The organism is Gemmata obscuriglobus (assembly GCF_008065095.1).
Taxonomy (GTDB): domain Bacteria; phylum Planctomycetota; class Planctomycetia; order Gemmatales; family Gemmataceae; genus Gemmata; species Gemmata obscuriglobus.
The window spans coordinates 6646880-6663973 of record NZ_CP042911.1 but is presented as its reverse complement, the minus strand read 5'-3'; the positions used below and the strand labels follow the sequence as shown (position 1 = coordinate 6663973).

At 69.3% G+C, this 17094-nt stretch carries 10 protein-coding genes; 5 read left to right on the top strand and 5 right to left on the bottom strand.

Going from position 1 to position 17094, the window contains the following annotated elements:
* Positions 1 to 157: 157 nt before the first annotated feature.
* Entirely contained in the window at positions 158 to 2026 is a 1869-nt protein-coding gene (locus GobsT_RS27780; protein ID WP_109570827.1) for a DUF4129 domain-containing protein, read from the bottom strand.
* A gap of 253 nt (positions 2027 to 2279) precedes the next feature.
* Here GobsT_RS27780 and GobsT_RS27775 point away from each other — a divergent pair, with 253 nt between their 5' ends.
* The 3 genes from GobsT_RS27775 to GobsT_RS27765 all read left to right on the top strand — a co-directional run bounded on the left by GobsT_RS27775 (position 2280) and on the right by GobsT_RS27765 (position 7170).
* Complete coding sequence (locus GobsT_RS27775) at positions 2280 to 5075, top strand: PSD1 and planctomycete cytochrome C domain-containing protein (RefSeq protein WP_109570828.1); 2796 nt, start codon at positions 2280 to 2282, stop codon at positions 5073 to 5075.
* A 219-nt stretch (positions 5076 to 5294) separates the two neighbouring features.
* On the top strand, positions 5295 to 6137 hold the full coding sequence (locus tag GobsT_RS27770; RefSeq protein WP_010046172.1) for a dienelactone hydrolase family protein: 843 nt from the start codon (positions 5295 to 5297) through the stop codon (positions 6135 to 6137).
* Between the two features lie 550 nt (positions 6138 to 6687).
* A complete protein-coding gene (locus GobsT_RS27765; protein ID WP_010054011.1) occupies positions 6688 to 7170 on the top strand; it encodes a hypothetical protein in 483 nt (160 codons plus the stop codon).
* Between the two features lie 283 nt (positions 7171 to 7453).
* Here the strand turns inward: GobsT_RS27765 and GobsT_RS27760 are convergent, their stop codons facing one another.
* Complete coding sequence (locus GobsT_RS27760) at positions 7454 to 8851, bottom strand: RNA polymerase sigma factor (RefSeq protein WP_010051212.1); 1398 nt, start codon at positions 8849 to 8851, stop codon at positions 7454 to 7456.
* A 293-nt stretch (positions 8852 to 9144) separates the two neighbouring features.
* Here GobsT_RS27760 and GobsT_RS27755 point away from each other — a divergent pair, with 293 nt between their 5' ends.
* Entirely contained in the window at positions 9145 to 9927 is a 783-nt protein-coding gene (locus tag GobsT_RS27755; RefSeq protein ID WP_029601325.1) for an ATP-grasp domain-containing protein, read from the top strand.
* 321 nt (positions 9928 to 10248) lie between these two features.
* Positions 10249 to 13746: a hypothetical protein gene (locus tag GobsT_RS27750; RefSeq protein ID WP_109570830.1), complete on the top strand. Its 3498-nt coding sequence runs from the start codon at positions 10249 to 10251 to the stop codon at positions 13744 to 13746.
* Between the two features lie 182 nt (positions 13747 to 13928).
* Here GobsT_RS27750 and GobsT_RS27745 read toward each other — a convergent pair whose 3' ends face one another.
* From GobsT_RS27745 to obgE, 3 genes are read right to left on the bottom strand one after another with little or no spacing between them, the layout of a single operon-like run.
* Positions 13929 to 15188, bottom strand: coding sequence for a GTPase (locus GobsT_RS27745; protein WP_109570831.1), 1260 nt, complete (start codon positions 15186 to 15188; stop codon positions 13929 to 13931).
* Positions 15185 to 15946 carry a type III pantothenate kinase gene (locus GobsT_RS27740; protein ID WP_010053628.1) on the bottom strand — a complete coding sequence of 254 codons (762 nt, stop codon included), beginning with the start codon at positions 15944 to 15946 and terminating at the stop codon, positions 15185 to 15187. Before GobsT_RS27740 ends, GobsT_RS27745 begins: the two co-directional genes overlap by 4 nt.
* The gene (gene obgE, locus GobsT_RS27735) at positions 15943 to 17064 is read right to left on the bottom strand and encodes a GTPase ObgE (protein WP_109570832.1); all 1122 of its coding nucleotides are present in this window, start codon (positions 17062 to 17064) and stop codon (positions 15943 to 15945) included. Before obgE ends, GobsT_RS27740 begins: the two co-directional genes overlap by 4 nt.
* Between the last annotated feature and the right edge of the window lie 30 nt (positions 17065 to 17094).

Genomic DNA, 17094 nt, shown 5'->3' with positions numbered 1-17094 from the left:
TCGTTTCAAGCTGGTGGCCGTGACGAGATCAACCGCCAGATCGGAACACACCGAGTTACACCCGCCCGCTGACGCAGGCGGGTGGCGCGCAACCAACGAACCGGAAAATCTGGTAGCCGCTACAAGGACGAGCCGCGACCGCCCCGCGGGTCTCGGTTCAAACTTCCACTCCGGCCCCGTGTACCAGACGTTCCCACACGTCTTCCAGTACCGCCAGTGCGTTCTCGGGAATGGGAAGCTCCGAGTAGGCCGTGCGCGTGTACAGGTTCGACAGCTTGGCAAACGCCTCCGCGTGATCGGGAAAGGCTTCTCCGACACGCCGGGCGAACTCCAGCGGCGTTTCCGCCGGGTCGCGGCCGGCGCCGTGATCCCAGGCCCAGGCGTCGAACGCTTCGAACGTGTACGCGATCAGTTCGGCGGCGTCGCGTTCCTCGGACGTGCCGTCGGCGAACGGGTTCGAGTACGCACTGAACGGCGGCGGGCGCTGCGGTCCGAGCGGTTTCGCTTCGCCGACCGCGGCCCCGCCCTCGCGGCGGGCGCGTGCCCCGAACAAACTTTGCCACCACGAGCGGATTCCTTCTAGCCAGCGCCGAGCCCATTCCGTGAACGGAGCGAGGTACTTCAGCACCCCGAAAAACAGTCCGAACACGATCAGAATGGCGACGACCGCAAACACGATCCACTTCACCACGCCCGCAATCTTCGCCAACGTCTCGCCCATCCGCGAATCGGACGGCGAGCCGCTCTTGCGCCCGCCGTCGCTTTTCGCGTCCTCGCCTTCGCGGTCGGGGTCACCGCCCGGCTGGTCGTTCTCGTCGTCCTTACGGCCCTCGTTCTCGCCCCCCTGTCCTTTACCGTTGCCCTTCTGGTCCCCGCCGGACTGATCACCTTTCTTCCCGCTCCCGCCTTTGCCGTCCGAGCCCTTTCCGCCGCTCCCCTTTTCACCTTTTGTTCCGCCCCCGGGCTGTCCGCCCTTCCCGCTCGCGGAGCCGTTTCCGGCCTTGGTCTTGTTGCCGCCGCGTCCGTCGCCTTCGCCGGACGCATCGCCGAGTTGCGCGTTCCGGGACGCGTTCCGCTGCGCCTTGCCGGCACGCTCGATCCCGAACCACGGCACCTCCGAGTGCGGGCGCGGGAGGAACGCGCCGAGCACGAGGAACGCCGCGATCAGGACGCCGCCGAACACGAGCCAGCTCACGGTCATCGGGACCGGCACCGTGGCCTTGCGCTGGCGCAGGTAACGCCGCACCCCGAGCAGGCTGGTCGTGACGAGCAGCCCGAGCGCGCTCCCGATGTAGACCGTCATTTGAAGGAACGTGGCCCGGCGCCGGGCCGCGTCGTCGGGGCCGACGAGCGACTGCCCCAGGGCGAACAGCGGCAGCGCGGCCAGGGCGAAGTACAGCACCCACACGCCGGGTGTGTGCCCCTTCTTGCGCTCGGTTTCGCGGTGCGCCTTGTACCGCTCGATCCAGTCCCACAGCTTCGAGCCGTGTGCCTTTTTCTTTTTGCCCTTCTTTTTGCGGGCGCGAACGGGCTTGGCCGGTTCGGGAGGCCCGTGCGCCCCGTCCGCCGCCGGCGCGGGTTCGTCGGCGTCCAGCCCAGCGGCCGAGAGCAGCCCGCGCCCGCTCGAACTGTCCTTCTCGTCCAGGTGGGTGCAGTCCCGGGTGAGCTTGTGCGCGCTCCACCAGATCAGCACGAGCAGCCCGAGGTTCACGAGCCAGCCCCACGCCCGCAGCCACCCCGCGGGGTACTCGACGTAGGCCAAGAGCGCCAGATACGTCGCGATCGCGAGCCCGGCACCGTACAGCGACGCGCGGGCGGCGTCGTACTGGATGGAGATGCGGGCGACGAGGACCGCGCCGAACACGAAGAAGAACATCGTGTACAGCAGCCGGCCCGAGTACTGCCCGGCGTACAGCACTTCCACGAGGAAGAACACCAGGCTGCCGACCATGAGCATGACCAGCGCCGGGCTCAGCGCGATCACCACGTAATCGACCGCCGACGGTGCCTCGCGTTCGGACGCCATGCGATTCCACCCGCCGTTGAGTCCCGATCCGGAGCCGCGCACCCAGTCGTTTCGAGTTCCAGGTTCCAAGTTCCATGTGAGAACTCACACGAATGGCCTGTGGGCGTTTGTCGAGCCGGTGACCAATTTGGAACCTGAAACGACTGGTGTGCCGCACTGAAGACGCCCCTCGACGGGGGCGGTTTCGCTTGAACCCGCGCGCAGCTTGGCGGACAATGACGTTCCCGCCTCACTCGCCGTCGGATCTTAACTTATGCGAACCGCCGCGCTCGTCGCAGTCGCACTTCTGGCCCCGGTCGCTCGCGCCGCCGAACCGGTCGATAACGAGTTCTTCGAGAAGAAGGTGCGGCCGATCCTGGTCGCGCACTGCACCAGTTGCCACGACGCCAAGAAGCAGAAGGGCGGGTTGCGGCTCGACGCCAAGGCCGAGTTCGCCAAGGGCGGCGACAACGGCGCCGCGGTGAAGCCCGGTGACCCCGCGAAAAGCCTGCTCATTGAGGCGGTCGCTTACGGCGGCGACATCAAGATGCCGCCGAAGGGGAAGCTCTCCGACGCCGACATCGCGACCCTCACGGCGTGGGTGAAGGGCGGCGCGCCATGGCCCGCCGACGGCGGAAGCGCACAGGGAGCGACCGAAAAGTTCGACCCGCACGCCCGCGCCAAAGCTCAGTGGTCCTTCCGTCCGATCCAGCGGCCCCCGGTGCCGACCGTCCAGGGCTCGAAGGCCGAGGTTCGCAACGACATCGACCGGTTCCTGCTCGCGCGGCTCCAAAAGGACGGCCTCTCGTTCGCCCCGCCCGCCGAGAAGCGCGCCCTGCTGCGGCGCGTCACCTTCGACCTGACCGGCCTCCCTCCCACCCCCGAAGAAGTCGACGCGTTCCTGAAGGACGACGGCCCCGGCGCGTTCGAGAAGGTGGTGGACCGGCTGCTCGCGTCGCCGCAATACGGGGTGCGGTGGGCACGCCACTGGCTGGACCTCGTGCGGTACGCCGAGACCCAGGGCCACGAGTTCGACTTCGACATCCCCGACGCGTGGCGGTACCGCGACTACGTGGTCCGGGCGCTCAACGCCGACGTGCCTTACGACACCTTCCTGACGGAACACATCGCAGGAGACCTGCTCCTGCCGCGGTTCTCGAAGGAGGGGCTGAATGACGCGCTCATTGCGACCGGGTTCTGGTGGCTCGGGGAGGCGAAGCACTCGCCGGTCGACTCGCGGGCCGAGTACGCCGACCGCGTCGATAACCAGATCGACGTGTTCGGCAAAACGGTGCTGGGGCTGACCATCGGGTGCGCCCGGTGCCACGACCACAAGTTCGACCCGATCAGCACGAAAGACTATTACGCACTCTTCGGGGTGCTGAGCAGTTCGCGGTACAACCGGACCGACGTGAGCGACCCGGCCCCGACGGTGAAGCTGCTCGACGAACTGAAAGCGGTCCGCGCGAAGCTCGCCCGCGACAACACGCCCCCCGACGGCCCGAACCCGCCGCGGGCGACCGGCTGGCGTGAGAAGAGCCCCGCTTTCGAGGAGTTCGGGGCCGGGTGGCGGGACCGGTGGTTCGCGGACGGGCTCGCGTTCCGCCCGGAGGGCGGCGACGGATTCCCGCACAGCGGTCGCGAGACGCAAAAGCTGACGGGGGCGCTGCGGTCGCCCACGTTCACCATCGACAAGCCGTTCCTCGCGATCCGGGTCGCGGGGCGGAGCGCGCGGGCGCGGGTCATTCTGAACGGCTTGCAGCTCATTCAGAACCCGATTTACGGCGGGCTGGCGCACGGCATCGGTCACGGCGAAGAGCTTCACTGGATGACGTTCGACCTCGGCATGTGGAAGGGGCAACCGGCGTACCTGGAACTGCTCGACGACGGCCCCGGCTTCGTCGCCATTTCGGAAGCCCGCTTCGCCGACACCCCGCCGCCCGTGGAGGGGGGGGCAAAGGTGTATCTGCCCATCGTGCCCGGCGATGGCGGTGACGAAGCGAAGAGGCTCGCGGCCCGCGCGAACGAGATCGAGGCGCAACTGCCCGCCCCCAGACGCGCCCCGACGATGCGCGACGGGAACGGCCTGAACGAGCGCGTGTTCATCCGCGGGAGCCACAAAAGCCCCGGAGCCGAGGCGCCCCGCGGCCCGCTCGAAGCGTTTGCTCTGCCGGCCTTCAAGAGCGCCGGCAGCGGGCGGCTCGAACTGGCCCGCACCCTCACGGACCCGTCGAACCCCCTGGTCACGCGGGTGCTCGTGAACCGGCTGTGGAAGCACCACTTCGGCGAGGGGCTCGTGCGCAGCCCCGACGACTTCGGCGCGCAGGGCCAGCCGCCGACGCACCCCGAACTGCTCGACTGGCTCGCGACCGAACTGGTCGCGCAAAAGTGGAGCCTGAAGGCCGTGCACAAGCTCATGCTGCTCTCCGCGGCGTACCAACAGTCGAGCCGGGCCGTTCCCGAACAGAGCGCGAAGGCCCTCACGGCCGACCCGCAAAACAAGCTGCTGCACCGGCAGAACGTGAAGCGCCTGGAGGCCGAGGCGATCCGCGACGGCATCCTCGCGGTGAGCGGGCGACTGGACCTCCGCACGGACGGCCCGGGCGTGCTGCCGCACCTCACAGAGCACCAAGTGGGGCGCGGGCGGCCGGGGTCCGGGCCGCTCGACGGCGACGGCCGCCGCAGCCTCTACCTCCAGGTGCGCCGGAACTTCCTCAACCCCATGTTCACCGCGTTCGACTACCCCACGCCGTTCACCGCGATCGGCCGGCGCACGGTGTCCAACGTCCCGGCGCAGGCGCTCGTGATGCTGAACAACCCGTTCGTGCTCCAGCAAACGGAGCTGTGGGCCAAACGGGTGCTCGCGCAGCCGAACGCAAAACCCGAGGACCGGGTGCGGGCCATGTACGCCGCCGCGTTCAGCCGCGAGCCGTCGAACGACGAACTCGGCGCCGCGACCGCGTTCGTGGCGGGGCAGTCCAACGAGTACGGGCAGCCGAACCACCCGAAGGCGTGGGCCGACCTCGCGCACGTGCTGTTCAACGCGAAGGAGTTCGTCTTCGTGGAGTGACATCGGCCGCGGCGGGTTTGGTCTCCGAGCCCGGGGCGGCGCGTGTTGATCGCCCGGTCAAGTCCGGACTCGGCCCAGAAACGTAGCGCCCGCGAGATACCGGATCTTCTTCCCCCGGATACGATCCTTCTGAGTGGCCGCTTCAGCAACGCGATTACGAACCGCCGGAGCCCGCTGTCGGGGCGGGGCCGGTTCTCCCAACCGCCAAGGAATCGGAACATGCCGGACGAAATGCCGATCAGCCGCCGCGCGTTCACCGTAACGACGCTCGCCGCCGGGTTCGCCCTTTCAACTCAGCCGGTCGCCGCGGAGACGATCACCACCGACGCCAAGGACCTGACCGCCGGGGAGGTGAAAATCCCGGTCAAAGACGGCACCGTGCCGGCGTACCGGGCCGCACCGAACAAGGGCGGACCGTTCCCGACCGTGCTCGTGGTGCAGGAGATCTTCGGCGTCCACGAGCACATCAAGGACATCTGCCGCCGGTTGGCCAAGCTCGGCTACCTCGCCATCGCTCCCGAACTGTACGCCCGCCAGGGCGACGTGTCGAAGCTGGAGCGGGACGGGATCATGAAGGTGGTCTCGAAGGTGCCCGACAGTCAGGTGATGGGCGACCTCGACGCGACGGTCGCGTGGGCCAAGAAGGACGGCAACGGCGACACGGCCAAGCTGGGCATCACCGGGTTCTGCTGGGGCGGGCGCATCGTGTGGCTCTACGCGGCCCACAGCAAGGAACTCAAGGCCGGGGTCGCGTGGTACGGGCGGCTGACCGCCGCCGGAAAGGCAACCGAACTCCAGCCGAAGTTCCCGATCGATTTGGCGGGCGACCTCGCGGCCCCGGTGCTGGGGCTGTACGGGGAGAAGGACACCGGCATCCCGGTCAAGGACGTGGAGGCGATGCGGGCGGCGCTAAAGAAGGCGAACAAGCCGAGCGAGATCGTGCTGTATCCGGACGCCCCGCACGCGTTCTACGCGGACTACCGCCCGAGCTACAAGAAGGACGCGGCCGAAGACGGGTGGACGCGCCTGCAAGCCTGGTTCAAGAAGAACGGCGTGGCGTGACACCGGCTCCGCACGCGACCGGGTTTTTGTAACGTTTGGGTACGAGCCGTGCCCGCCGGGGAGCGCGCGACGTATCCCGCTCCCTGGCGGTCGCGGCTCGTCGAACTCGCGGCGCAACCACGGCCGCCTGCTTTGGAACTGGTAGCGGAATTGACGGGCTGTTGTGTTGTCGCTCAGTTACGCGTTAGTCTTCGGGTTTATGAAAGCCGATTTTGACAGGATCGACCGGATTCACCGGATAAATGCCGATCCGCCTTTATCCGGTGAATCCGGTCGATCCTGTCAAAAATCTGCTTGGCCTTTCCGTCGCGTGGGGGTGAGACACGCCCTCGTCTCGGGTCCGCAATACCACGCTGTGCGGCTCCCATTCCGATACACATGCTAAGCGAACGGTCGTGGCTTCAAGTTCACGACGTGACGTGCTTTGGAGCTTCTCGGGCACGGACGCCGAGCGGTTGGCCCGTCGAGAAGGGTCCGATGTGGACCTGTTGCGGGCGGCCGGATGAGTACGGACGCGTCGAGTTTCACCTGTTACGAAAGGACCGATGTGATGCGTTACACGAACCTGTTCGGGTTGGGGATTTTGACCGCCGCGCTGGCGCTGACCGGCTGCGAGAACAAGGGCGACCCGACGAAGAGCGGGGACAAAAAGAGCAGCCACGCGGACGACCACGCCCACGGCAAGGGGCCGAACGGCGGGGTGGTGTTCGACCTGGGCAAGTACCACGCCGAGTTCACCGTCGACCACGACAAGAAGCAATGCACCGTGCTGCTACTCGGGGGCGACGAGAAGACCCCGAAGGCCGTCTCCGCGGACGAGTTCATCCTGACCACGAAGGAAACGAAGACCAAGGACGGCAAAGTTGTGCCGCCGATGACCATCAAGCTGGCCCCGCCCGCCGGCGAGGCGAAGGACGGCAAGGCGTCGAAGTTCGTCGGCACCGACCCGGGGCTGGGAAACGTGGCCGACTTCGAGGGGACGGTGGCCGGTGAGATCGCCGGGAAGCCGTCGTCGGGCGAGTTCAAAGAGTAACCGCGCGGAGCCCAACGGCCGCCGGTGTTCCGTCCGGCGGCCGTTGGACGCGTGGCGGAATGAGACCTGAGCTGCGCGGCACGGCGGACCCGAAGCCAAGGCCGATTTTGACAGGATCGACAGGATGAACAGGATAAAGACCAGTCCGCCTTTATCCTGTTCATCCTGTCGATCCTGTCAAAATCGGCCTTCGTGAACACGTAAAACCCGATGCCGTGCCGGCCCACTTCAACTGCTGTCGCACTCCGGCTCTGCGGTTCTTCGTGAGCTTGAAGCGTAGGGGCTACTTCTTCGTGTATTCGGCCTCCAGGTGAGACTTCAACACGTCGGCCGTGTCCTTACCGCTCTTCACATCGCCGAGGGTTGCGGAGCCGCCGTTCACCTTCCACACGAAGGTGAACTCTGTTCCGAGCGGCAGGCGGTCCATGATCTTTTTCTTCGCTTCTTCTATCCCCTCGAACCCGGTCACTTTGGCCTTCACCAGCCCGTCCTTGCCGGGACCGAACTCGCAGACGATCACAACCACCTTGTTTTCGCCGTGCGGAGAGAGGCTCAGAACGCCCTTCTCGGAGAATTCGACCTTTAACTCGCCGTCCTTCTTCACCCACACGCCGGCGGGTGTTTCATCCTTCTTACCTTCACCTGGGGCAGCGGCGATCTGTTCCCCCGGTCCGATCCCGAGCACGTCGTGGACGTGCTCAATGAACCGGTGGAAGTGGTCGAGAAAATCGGCGGGGTTCTTTTGCTCCACTGCCGGTGAACCGTCGGGAGTTTCCGTTGTGCCGGGTGCAGCGGATCGGGCCAGTTTCGTGTGGCGGGCGTGAAGGGCGAACCCGCCGTGCTTCGCCACGCCGCCGACGAGTACAACACCGCACACCAGAACCGCAACGAGTTTGAGCGTTTTCAGCGCCATGACGTTCGACACTCCTTCTGCAAGGGCCGCGACAGCCGGAGGGGCGGTCGCCGGCCCGGTGTTCGATCCGGCTACGAGCTGGACCGTAAACTCGGCCAGCCGCGGCGGCACGGCGCCGGCCGCGGAGGGAGCCGAAATCGCGACCAGCGCCCCGACCGACAGCCCGACGCCGCGCCGCACGAGCCGGTCTGCCAGAAGTGCCCGCCCGCGGGCGAGTCGTGTCCCCAGCGTCTTCGCCGGGCACCCGACTTCGACCGACGCCTGCTGGGCGGTCAGCCCCGTGAGGTCGCACAGCACAACGGCGGTGCGGTACTTGTCCGGCAGCGCGTTCAGTTCGCGGTCGAGCACATCCCGCAGGTCGTCCGGAGCCGTTTCGGGTGCGGCGGTCGGTTGTCGCACGGCCGCCTCGCGCTCCCGGGCCGCGCGGCGCCGGCGGGCGGTTTCGGCGCGGCGCGCGACGTTGTAGGCCACCCCGTACAACCAGCTCCCGACCGCGCCGGCCCGCCGGACGGCGGTGGCGTCGCGGGCGAGCACCAGAAACGTCGCCTGAAAGGCGTCCTCGGCGTCCTGTTCGTGCCGCAGCACGCGCCGGCACACGCCGAGAACGAGCGGCCCGTGCCGGCGCACCAGCGCGGCGAACGCGGACTCGTCGCGCCGCTCCGCGAACCGCCCGATCAGTTCCGCGTCGGGCAGGTCGGCGAGTTTCGCGGCGAGCAGGGCGCGGTTCAACTGCTGGAGCGAGTTGCAGAGCGGTTGCGATACGGCCATGTGGGTCCCCGGGGCTCGGTCTCCACAATGTAGTCCCCGGACACGGGCGCATTCCTTCAACTTTTCGCCCGCCCGCGCGACAACGGCCGGCCTCCCCTCGCCCCGCCAGCGCCAAGGTGTTATGTTCGTCTCGGGCGTTTGTTCGTGCCGGCCGGCCGGGGGGCGTGGCAACGGGCGGATCGAAAGCACTCGTCTTCGCGGCGACAGCCGGCAACGTCGCCGTCGCGGGGACCACGTTCGTGGCGCCACTACCGGCCTCATCGCCGTTCGAATCACCCGCCACCGGTGACCTGATGCACTTCCTGTTTCCCACGGACCCACGCGGCCGGAACGTGCCCGAGGACCTCTTTGAGGAACAGGCGGTCGCGCTCGCGGCGGCCGGGTTCGCGTCCTCGCTCCTCTCGGACGGCGTGCTGCGGAACGGGCGAGGGCTCGAAGGCGTCCCGCCGGCCGCGACCGTGGTCTACCGGGGCTGGATGCTGAACGCCGCGGAGTACGGGCGGCTCGCTGGGGCGATCGAGAGCGCGGGAGGGGTTCCGCTGACCCCACCGAGGGAGTACCTGCTCGCACACCACCTGCCGAACTGGTACCCACTCATCCCCGACCTGACGCCCGAAACCCGGGTGTACCCGGCCGATGCCGACTGGGTGCGCGAGTTGGGCGCGCTCGGGTGGGACGGGTTCTTCGTGAAGGACTATGTCAAGTCGCTCAAGACCTCGGTCGGCTCGCTCGTCCGCGACCCGGCCCGGATCGACCGGGTCGTGGCCGAGATGAAAGCATACCGCGGTGAAATCGAGGGCGGGATTTGCGTGCGCCGCGTCGAGGACTTCGTGGCCGGAACCGAGCGGCGTTACTTCGTGATCAGGGGCCGGCCCTACACGGCCGACCCGTCCGAACCGATCCCGGACGCCGTCCGGACGTGCGCCGAACGTATCCCGAGCCCCTTCTTCTCGGTCGATGTGGTGCAACGGAGCGACGGCGTGAGCCGGGTGGTGGAAGTCGGCGACGGCCAGGTCTCCGATCTCGTTGGTTGGTCGGCGGAGCGGTTCGCGGGGGTGTGGCAGGAGGCCCGCTGAAACCGCGCCAAGCCGTGACCGCGAACGGCGACGTTCAATTCGGCTCGGGCGCCAGTGCCCTTCGACGGTAACCCCGGCCCCTGTTCGCCGGCCCGCGGGGCCGTGGGGCCGCGGGGCCGAACTCGGAAGTCGGGGAACTCGGAGCGGTCGGATTCGACTCGGGCGTGGCCCCGGCGGCCCGGGCGGGTAACATAAGCCTCTCTCCGAACGCCAGGCGCCGGCACCGCCGCCTGGCCCGCGCGGACGTCTCGCACGCGGTCCGGCCAGCCGGTCGTGACCGCACGCGGCGCCCGCGCCCGGAACGTACAGGAGTTCTCGGGGATGAGAGTCGAAGAACTTGGCCGGATCCTCCGCGACATCGACCCGGCCGTCGTCCTCGTCACCGAGCCCGTCCTCGCCCGGGTCGTTCAGAAGGTGACCGGGCGCACCTGGGCGGTCTGGCGGGTGCCCCACAGCCACTGCTTCGTGGTCGACCGGTTCACGCTGTTCAAGCACGTCGAGCCGGACGAGCTCCAACTGCCCTCGGACCACTCGCTGCCCCAGCACGTCATCCTGCTCGAGCGCCCGGCCCCCGAGCTGCTGGCCGGCAGCCGGGACGAGTTGCTCGGCCGGTACTGGCGGCTGCTGTTCCACGCCTGCGTGCACCGGGAGATCGAGCCGCGGCTCGGGGCGCTTACGCCGGACGGGCTCCGCGAGCGGATCGAGGCGATCGGCCCGGCCGCCTTCGAGGAGGTGCGGAACGTTCTGCTGGAGGACCGGCAGCTCGCGCCGGAGGCCGACGACCGGGCGGTGTACTTCGAGTTCGCGGCGTACTTCCTGGAGCTCCGGTTCTTCAACCCCGCTCTGATACCGTCCTCGTTCCCGCGGCTGTCGGCGGCCGAGGCGGCGCAGGTGCTGGACCGCGAGGTGGACGGCGCGGCGCTGTTCCGCCGCACCCGGCCGCCCGGCGCCCCGGACCCGGCCCCGCGGACCGACGACCAGTCGGACGAGTCGCACGACTACTACCACAAGCTCGTCCGGCACGCCCGGCGGGCGGCCGCGACCGGCGACACGGTCGCGGCCGCGGTGCTCCGCACCCGCGCCGCGCGGGTCGCCCCGGCGGTGCTCACGCTCCCGACCCAGGAGGCCGCACGGGCGGACGTTCACGCCCTGGTGGACCGCCTCCGGCGCGCCATCGGGGCGAGCGACGAGGAGGCCGAGAACTGGCGCCGGGTGCTCCCGGCCCTCCTCGATAAGGCCGACCAGGGGGTGCGGCCGGTCGAGGCGTCCATCCTGTACGACCTGCAGCGGGCCTGCCGCGACCACGAGGAGCCGGTGTACGCCCTGGACGCGGCCGAGTGGGTCCTGTCCGTGGGGAAGCGGCCGATCCGCCGGCCGCTCGACAGCGAGCGGTTCGTCCGGGTGCCGGCCCAGTTGCGAACGGCCCTCCACCGGCTCACGGCGGCCCGGCTCAGCGACGCCGACCGGCAGGCCCTCGCGGCCCTGCTGCGCGGGGCCATCGAGCGGGCCGAGCGGCGGCTCCGGGAGCGGTTCCGACCGATCCTGACCGACGCGCTCCACGACGCCGGGCTGCAGCCCGCCAGCCTGCCCGAGCGGGCCGCCCTGGAGAAGGCGGTCGAGGAGCTGCTCGACCGCGTCTCGGCGTCCGGGTTCCTCACCTTCGCCGACGTCCGGGACGCCATCGCCCGCGGCCAGATGAAGCTGCCGGACCTGAGCGGCGGCCCCGAGTACCTGGGCGGCGACCCGCTGCTGCGGCTGGACAAGCGGCTGGCCGCCCTGATGGACGGGGTGTACCGGCGGGGCGAGTCGTACACCCGGCTCCTGGAAGGGCTGACGGCGATCGGGTTCGGCACGCAGGGCGGGCGGTGGGCGGTCACCAACGTCGCGGTCCCGTTCCTGGGCGCCTTCCTGCTGGCCGAGTTCGTCTGGATGCTCGTGTTCGACCGCCGGGCGGCGGTGGCGAAACGGGCGGGGGAGGCCGAGCCGGCGTTCTTCTCGGGCTGGAACGCGGAGTGGTGGTTCCACCTCGCGTGGGTGGCGCTGGGCGGGCTCTTCCTGCTGGCCATCCGGTCGCCGCAGGTCCGGGATACGGTGTCGGCCGTTTTCTGGGCGGGGTACCGGGTCGCGCGGTACGTGTGCTGGGACCTGCCCGCGCGCGTGTGGAGCACCCCGTGGGTGCGGGCGGTCGTGGCCAGCGCGGTGGGGCAGACCGTGCTGAACCTCGGGCTGAAGCCGCTCGCCCTCAGCGGCGTGCTCTGGGCGCTGTTCCGCGAGCAGCTCTGGGACGGCGGCTGGGCGGCCCGGGCGGTCACGCTCGCGGCCACGGTGTTCGTGGTGAACACCCGGCCGGGGCGGGCGGCCGAGCAACTGCTGCTCACGGCCGCCCGCGGCCTCCTGGACGTGCTCGCGTCCGCCCCGGCCGTGCTCGCCTGGATAAACGACCTGTTCCGGGACCTGCTCGACGCGCTCGACTGGGTGCTCACCCGCGCCGAGGACTGGCTCCGGCTCCGCGGCCGCGCCGGCCCGCTCTCGGTCATCGCGCGGGTGATCGCGGGCCTGGTCTGGATGCCGTTCGCGTTCCTGGTGCGGTTCTACGCGGTCGTCCTGATCGAGCCCATGATCAACCCGCTGAAGCTCCCGCTCACGCTGCTGTGCGCGAAGTTCGTGTACCCGCTGCTGCTCCTGTCGCCCCAGATCCTGGTGCGGGACCACAGCTCCCCGCTCGGCTACGGGTCGCCGCTGGTCGCCGCCCTCGCCCCGTACCTGAGCCAGCCGGTGGGGTTCGTGTTCGTGATGGGCACGCTGTGGCTGATGCCGGACGCCCTCACGTACCTGGTCTGGGAGATGCGCGAGAACTGGCGGCTGTTCCGGGCGAACCGGCCGACGACCCTGCGCCCCGTTGCCGTCGGGCCGCACGGGGAGACGGTGAAGGGGCTGCTGCACCGCGGGTTCCACTCCGGCACGCTCCCGCGGCTGTACGCCCGGCTCCGGGCCGGCGAGCGTGAAGCAACTCGGACGGACAACTGGCGGGACGTTCGCGCGCACCGCCAGGCCCTTGAGGAACTGGAGGAGGCGGTCCGCCGGTTCGTCGCCCGGGAACTGGTCGCCGTTCTCAACCCGGGCGCCGGGCGCCACGGGTGGGGCGGCCCGGTGCTCGAAGTCGGGAAGGTCCAACTGGCCACGAACTGCATCCGCGTCGAACTCACCGAGGGGGCGGGGGAGCACGCGTGGCTGGCGTGGGAGGACCGCTCCGGCTGGCTGGTCGCGGGCTGGGACCGGATCGGGTTCCTGGCCGATCTGCCGCCCGGCCCCGCCCGGGAGTTCGAGAACGCACTGGCGTACCTGTACCGCCGCGCCGGCGTCGATTTGGTGCGCGAGCAGGTGCGCGCCGCGCTGCCGCCGGCGGCCCTGTTCGACGTTTCTCCGGTCGGGCTGCTCGTGCAGTACGGGCCGCTCGAGTCAGGGCCGCCGGTGCTCTACGATCTGTTCGAGCCGGGGGACGAGTTGCGGCCGCTCACGCCGGCCGGCCGCCGCCCCGCCGTTGCGCCCGCGCTGGAGGCCCGGCGGGTGATGTTCCGGCGCGTCGAGCTGACGTGGGCGGAGTGGGAGAAGGTGTGGGACGCCCACCCGGATCAACCGGCCGCACCGGGCGCCCCCGTTCGGCCGCCGTTCGGCCCGCGGGACTTCACCCACAACCTCCTGCCGCCGCGCGAAGTCCGCCCTGCCTCCGAGCAAAAGCTGCCGGCGGAGCTGGCGGTGCCGGCTCCGGAGCTCCCGCACGCGGCGTTCGGCCCCGCGAGTGAGCCGCAGGAAACCTGATCTCCGGGTCGGCCGTGATGAGGCGCGTGTCAGCCCGGTGTGTTGTCAGGACGCGGCGATTTTGACAGGATTGACAGGATCAACCGGATGGGGGCGAGATCTGTCAAATTGTTTCAAGTTGGCGACAGCCTTGATGAGATCAATCGCAGGACCGGAACACGTTTGGGTTACACCCGCCTGCGTCAGCAGGCGGGTGGCGCACAACCAACAAACTTGAAACTACTGGATTCGGCTTGCGCGAGGGCTTCGCGCAGCAGCGCCGCCGCCGCGTCCCACGCGCCGCCGGCTGTGCGCTCCGCCGCGGTGCGAACGAGGTCGACGAGTTGCGGCGTGTACGGCACCGCGGCCCCGGCTGCCGGTGGTTGGGGGACGAGCTTCGTGACGAGGTCGTTCGCCAGGTTCTGAACGCCTTCACCGGTTCGCGCCGAGACAAGCGGTAGCGTCCGGGCGATGTCGTTCCGGTTCACCAGTGCGTCGCTCTTGTTGATGACGACGTGGAGGCGGCCGGCCCCGGGCCATTCCAACCGCAACGCGGCCCCGTCCAGCACCCACACGACCAGATCGGCTTCGTCCAAAGCCCGCTTCGCGCGCGCGATGCCCTCGGCTTCTAACCCTTCGGCGTCACGAATGCCGGCGGTGTCGATCAGCTCGACCGGCCAGCCGTCGAACGCGGTCCGCACGCTCACCGTGTCGCGCGTCGTCCCCGCGACATCGGACACCACCGCCCGCTGGTAACCCGCGAGCGCGTTGATGAGCGAACTCTTACCGACGTTGGGCGCCCCGGCGATTACCACCTTCCACGGCTCGATCAAGTGACGCCCGACGGTGTCACCCAGTTCTGCGAGACGGTGTAACGGAAACGCGGCGGCGCGGGGATCGGTTTCGAGCAGCGCCAGAACGCGGCGCACCTCGGCGGCGAACGCGCCGTTGAGCTGATCGAGAATGATGCTCGCGGTACGGAGCGTCGGGGCGAAGGGCAGGGGGGAACCCGTTGGCTGGTCGCAGGAGGGTGGCACAGGGCTTCCGCCCTGTGCTACGCCCGCCGGCCCCTCCGGGGCGGGAAAATCAGGATCGCGGGGCGTTGTCAGTTCAGGATTTTGCACCCCGGAGGGGTCGCCGGACGTTGCACAGGGCGGAAGCCCCGTGCCACCTGCTTCACGCGCCCCGCTCGTAAGAAACTGCTCCACCACCCAGCGCACGACCCGCCGGCCGCCGTGGCAGTGAACCTCGACCGCGTCCGGCGCCGTGATCGCCAGGACCACCTCATCGGCCCCCAGCGTGCCGAACCAGAAGCGGTCAACGTCCGGCGCTTCCGGTAACGGCTTCCCGGCGGGCTTGAAGAGCGCTCGAGCCAGTTCCCACGCGCGCGGGCCGCGCACCTCGACGGTGGCAATGGCCCCGGTGCCGGGAGGGGTCAGAACCGTCACCAACGTGTCGCTCACGTCACCGACTCCGCCGCCAGCCGCACCCCGTCGAGTGTGAGAAGCGGATCGTAAACCGCGCCTTCGAGGTCCGCGGTGAACCCGGCGCCGCGCAGCAGGTCCGCACCGCCGCCGGTGACGAAGAGGACCGGTTTGAGGTCGCTGAGTTGCGACATGTTCCAGACGAGCGTGTCGGCGGCGCCGAAGACCGCGGACTGGATGCCGAGTTCGATCGCCTCGCGGGTGTTGCGCCCCACCGAGCGATCCGGGTCGAAGGGTTGCGGTTCCACCAGGGGGAGCTTGGCGGTGAACTCGTGGAGCGCGTGGGCCATCATCCACGGCCCCGGCAGAATCGCGCCCCCGCGAAACACCCCGGCCGGATCGACGTAATCGACGGTCATCGCCGTACCAACGCCGATCACGATCAGCGGCCACCCGGCGGGGACGCGCACCAGCGCCGCCAGTGCGTTCAGGAGGCGGTCGATGCCCACCCGCTCCCGCTCGGTCACGTCGGTGGGGACGGGAACGTGGGCGTGCGCGATGGCGGCCACGCGATCACCGCGCGACTCGGCCCACCGGGTGAACTGCTGCTGCCACTCGGGCTGAACGCTCGCCACGGCCCAGTTGAGCGATGCGCCCAGTTCCCATTTCGCGATTTGTGCGTGCCACTCGTCGGGCCGGTCGCCGGCGAGCGACATCATCTCCGTCACCTGCCCGCCGGCACACCGGCCCCACTTCAGTCGCGTGTTGCCGATGTCGACGACCACATCCGGCGTCACGGCGTGGCCCCTTCGTCCGCGGGCGGGGTGATGTTGATGACCGCGGTGGTCTGGAAGTCGGTGGTGCGGATGGCGGCTTCGGTCGGGAACTCCAGCGGCTTCTTCCGCGCGGCCTCTTCGGCCTCCGCACGCTTGAGGTCCGCAATCAGCGTCGCCACGCGGCCGACCACCAGTTGCAACCCCTGCCCCGTGACCGCGGAGATCAACATCACCTCGCGCCCCAGGTCGGCGGCGAGCTTGTCCCGCACCTCGTCGGCGCCGGTGAGTTCGGCCTTGCTCACGCACACCACTTCCGGGCGCCCGTCGAGCGGGATCTTGTACTCGCGCAGCTCCTTGCGGATCGCGTGGTAGTTCTGAATCGGGTCCGAGCCGTCAGAAGGGAACGGCTCCACCAGGTGGATCAGCACCCGGTTCCGCTCGACGTGCCGGAGGAACTCGTGCCCCAACCCGACGCCTTGGGCCGCCCCTTCGATCAAGCCCGGCAGGTCGGCGAGTACGAAGCCTGCATCACCGACGGTGACGATCCCGAGGTTGGGCGACTTCGTGGTGAACGGGTACGACGCGATTTCCGGCGTGGCCCGCGTGACGCGCGACAGGAACGTCGATTTGCCCGCGTTCGGGAACCCGACCAGCCCGGCGTCGGCGATGACCTTCAGCTCGAACGACACCCAGCGCTCTTCGCCCTCCTCACCGGGCTCGAACTGCCGGGGGGCGCGGTTGGTGGAGGTCTTGAAGTGGACGTTCCCGCGCCCGCCCCGGCCGCCCTTCGCGACGACGACTTCGTCGCCGGGTTCCACGAGGTCCTTGATCGTGTTGCCGCGCTCGCGGTCGCGCACCAGGGTGCCGGGCGGAACGAGCAGGACGATGTCCTCGGAGTTCTTCCCGGCGCACTTGGAGCCCATGCCGGCTTCGCCGTTCTTGGCCTTCCAGTGCTTTTTCATCGTGAGGCCGGCGAGGTTGTCGGCGTTCGGGTCGGCGCGGACGATCACCGAGCCCCCGTCGCCGCCGTCGCCCCCGTCCGGGCCGCCCATCGGCACGTACTTCTCACGCCGGAACGATGCGGCCCCGCGGCCTCCGTCCCCGCCCTTCACGAACAGTTCCACGCGATCGACGAACATAGCTGTCGGTCCAAAGTCGTATGTCTTGAG

Excerpts from the sequence above, each read along its gene's own strand:
- GobsT_RS27765 (WP_010054011.1), top strand. The coding sequence starts at position 6,688 with ATGCGTTACACGAACCTGTTCGGGTTGGGGATTTTGACCGCCGCGCTG.
- GobsT_RS27750 (WP_109570830.1), top strand. The coding sequence starts at position 10,249 with ATGAGAGTCGAAGAACTTGGCCGGATCCTCCGCGACATCGACCCGGCC.
- obgE (WP_109570832.1), bottom strand. The coding sequence starts at position 17,064 with ATGTTCGTCGATCGCGTGGAACTGTTCGTGAAGGGCGGGGACGGAGGC.
- GobsT_RS27770 (WP_010046172.1), top strand. The coding sequence starts at position 5,295 with ATGCCGGACGAAATGCCGATCAGCCGCCGCGCGTTCACCGTAACGACG.
- GobsT_RS27780 (WP_109570827.1), bottom strand. The coding sequence starts at position 2,026 with ATGGCGTCCGAACGCGAGGCACCGTCGGCGGTCGATTACGTGGTGATC.
- GobsT_RS27760 (WP_010051212.1), bottom strand. The coding sequence starts at position 8,851 with ATGGCCGTATCGCAACCGCTCTGCAACTCGCTCCAGCAGTTGAACCGC.
- GobsT_RS27755 (WP_029601325.1), top strand. The coding sequence starts at position 9,145 with ATGCACTTCCTGTTTCCCACGGACCCACGCGGCCGGAACGTGCCCGAG.
- GobsT_RS27775 (WP_109570828.1), top strand. The coding sequence starts at position 2,280 with ATGCGAACCGCCGCGCTCGTCGCAGTCGCACTTCTGGCCCCGGTCGCT.